Origin of the sequence: Xanthomarina sp. (genome assembly GCF_035306605.1) — a bacterium.
Lineage (GTDB): Bacteria > Bacteroidota > Bacteroidia > Flavobacteriales > Flavobacteriaceae > Xanthomarina.
Genome location: NZ_DATGNR010000045.1, coordinates 1 through 2885, shown reverse-complemented (window position 1 = coordinate 2885; position 2885 = coordinate 1). Strand labels below are relative to the sequence as shown.

Sequence of the window (2885 nt, the reverse complement as noted above, 5' to 3'; positions counted from 1 at the left end):
AATGGAGGTCCAGTCCTAAACATTGGCCAACCATACATTCCTATAGGTTTTAAAGTAAACTAAAAACCAGTAAAGTCATGCTTAACTTAAAAATCAGTGATTCTTTGCACACTAAGTTTCATTACAAAGCAGTAAAGATCTATTAAAAATAATTTTGAGAAATTAGTCTCAACTAAAGATATAAAAGTTGCTATTAATGAGGGAGCTGAATTAGAAGTAGTTCAGCAAAATCGGACCTTTCATTCATTTGAAAGGTCTTTTTTTTTATTTAAATCCTAACTAACTCCAACACATGACCTGTTTAAAAGTCCTTAGATCAAGATTTTATAAAAAAATATCAAATAATTGGGTAACAAAATAGCATCTGGGTTTATATAAAGATGAATATCAATTTGAAAAACTATTAAATTATGAAAATTATAAATTCATTTCACCATCATTCAAACGCTTTGAACATGGTGAGCAAAATTGTGAAACCAGTATTTGGAACCGCACTTATGGCTATTTTAGCATTAACAAGTTGTAGCCCTAACGACGATGTATATTATGTTCCTGCTCCTGAAGCTGATAGACCAACTGCCCAAGATTTCGCAAACATTAGAAATCAAGCTTTAGAAAACATTACACAAAACTTTCAGTTTAATGCAGACGATGGATATATTACCTTAACATCTTCGCATGGCATTAGTATCTCTATTGACGGAAGCTGCTTAACCAAAGATGGCGATGCCGTTACAGGAATAGTCGATTTAGAGTATGTAGAGATTTTTGAAAAAGGAAATATGTTAACCACCAACAAACCAACTATGGGAATGATGCCAAATGGCGATAAAGCCTTATTACTAACTGGTGGCGAGTTCTTTTTAGAAGCTACTCAAGATGGTGTTATTTTAGAAACAAATTGCGCCATGAACTTGGATGTACCTTCCGCATTAACAGGTGGCACAGATAACGACATGATTCTTTGGTATGGCAACATAGATGCAGACGGAAATCTAACTTGGGAAGAAGTTGACGATGATCCTACCACGCACGGAAACGGCGTTATTGTTCAAAACACGAGTTACTTTGTGGTATTTGATAATTTTGGATGGACGAATATAGATAGATTCTATAACGATCCAAGACCAAAAACAACTATAAATGTAGCTGTTCCTTCAGGATATAACAATATGAATAGTGGGGTTTATTTATCGTATGATGGTGAAGCAACGGGTTTGGCACAACTTGATACCTACAATGCTCAAACTAAATTGTTCAGCGAACATTATGGGCAAATTCCAATTGGCATAGAATGTCACTTAATTTTTGTAACCGAAGAAGACGGAAACTGGAGATATGCCATAAAAGCGGTAACAATAGCTGAAGATGAAGCTATCATTTTTAGTCTATCTGAAACTTCTGTAGGCACAGAATCACAACTTATTTCAGACATTAATAATCTTTTATAAAAAAATTAAAAAATCTGCTAATCATATTTAAGATGCTATTTGAGAGAACTGAACACTCTACTCAGTGGATTAAAGAGCCTTTCATTGATTTGAAGGGCTTTTTTTTATAGAATTAGCTTTATTTTAAATTCCTTCCTCAAAAAACAACTCAATCAAACCCTGTACTTTCAAAGGTTTTCAAATTAAAACAGATTTTATAGAAGCGTTTCATTTCAAAATTTAAAAAAATATTAAATAAAGGGGTAACAAAATAGAACTCGAGGTTATATAAGGATGAATAACAATTTAAAAATCTATTTAATTATGAAACCAATACAGCAATTTCACCATAATTCAAAACCCTTGAACATGATGAGCAAAACCTTAAAAACATTTTTTGGAACCGCACTTATGGCAAGCTTGGCATTAACAAGTTGCAGTTCTAACGACGACGTAGACTATGTTCCTGCACCTGCAGCCGACAGACCAACAGCTCAAGATTTCTCTAATATTAGAAATCAAGCTTTAGAAAACATTACTCAAAACTTTCAGTTTAATGCAGACGACGGGAATATTACTTTAACATCTTCAAATGGGGTTAAAATCTCTATTAATGGAAGCTGTTTAACCAAAGATGGCGATGCCGTAACTGGACTAGTCGATTTGGAGTATGTAGAGATTTTTGAAAAAGGAAACATGATTACCACAAATAAACCGACCATGGGGATGATGCCAAATGGTGATAAAGCCTTATTGTTAACCGGAGGCGAATTCTTCCTGGAAGCGACTCAAGACGGCGTTGCTCTTGAAACCAATTGCTACATGCATCTAGAAGTACCTACGGCTCTAACTGGTGGCCCAGATAATGCCATGATTCTTTGGTATGGCAATATAGATGAAGACGGAGATCTTACCTGGGAAGAAGCTGATGTAGACGCAGCAGGACAAGGAAACGGTGTATTTATAGAGACTGCACAGTATTATGCGATGTTTAATCAATTTGGATGGACTAATATTGATAGATTTTACAACGATCCAAGACCTAAAACAACCATTAATGTAGCTGTTCCAACAGGTTTCAACAATAAAAATAGTGCCATCTATCTATCTTATGATGGTGAAGATACCGGATTGGCACATCTTGATTCTTTCGATCCTGTTTCTGGATTGTTTAGTGAACATTATGGACAAATTCCTATTGGAATAGAATGCCACTTGATTTTTGTAACTGAAGAAGATGGAAACTGGAGATATGCCGTAAAACCAATGACCATAAGTGAAGATGGTGCGAGCGTTTTTACTATGTCTGAAACTTCTGTAGTTACAGAAACCGAACTCATACTACAAATTAATAATCTGCCTTAATTTAACCTTGAGAAAAGCGATGGTTGTAATGACCATCGCTTTTTGTATTTTAGCAAGGACCTAATTGTTCAAAATCATGAGAACCTATTT

General features: G+C 34.8%; 2 protein-coding genes. Both read left to right on the top strand.

Translation table 11 applies throughout. The features are described 5' to 3' along the window. The first annotated feature begins 410 nt into the window (after positions 1-410). On the top strand, positions 411-1451 hold the full coding sequence (locus VKY41_RS06700) for a hypothetical protein (protein ID WP_500813666.1): 1041 nt from the start codon (positions 411-413) through the stop codon (positions 1449-1451). Between the two features lie 303 nt (positions 1452-1754). Next, complete coding sequence (locus VKY41_RS06695) at positions 1755-2795, top strand: hypothetical protein (RefSeq protein WP_500813665.1); 1041 nt, start codon at positions 1755-1757, stop codon at positions 2793-2795. Positions 2796-2885: the final 90 nt, after the last annotated feature.

Bases quoted from the DNA above. Each gene is read 5' to 3' on its own strand.
- VKY41_RS06695 (WP_500813665.1), top strand. From the start codon at position 1,755: ATGAAACCAATACAGCAATTTCACCATAATTCAAAACCCTTGAACATG.
- VKY41_RS06700 (WP_500813666.1), top strand. From the start codon at position 411: ATGAAAATTATAAATTCATTTCACCATCATTCAAACGCTTTGAACATG.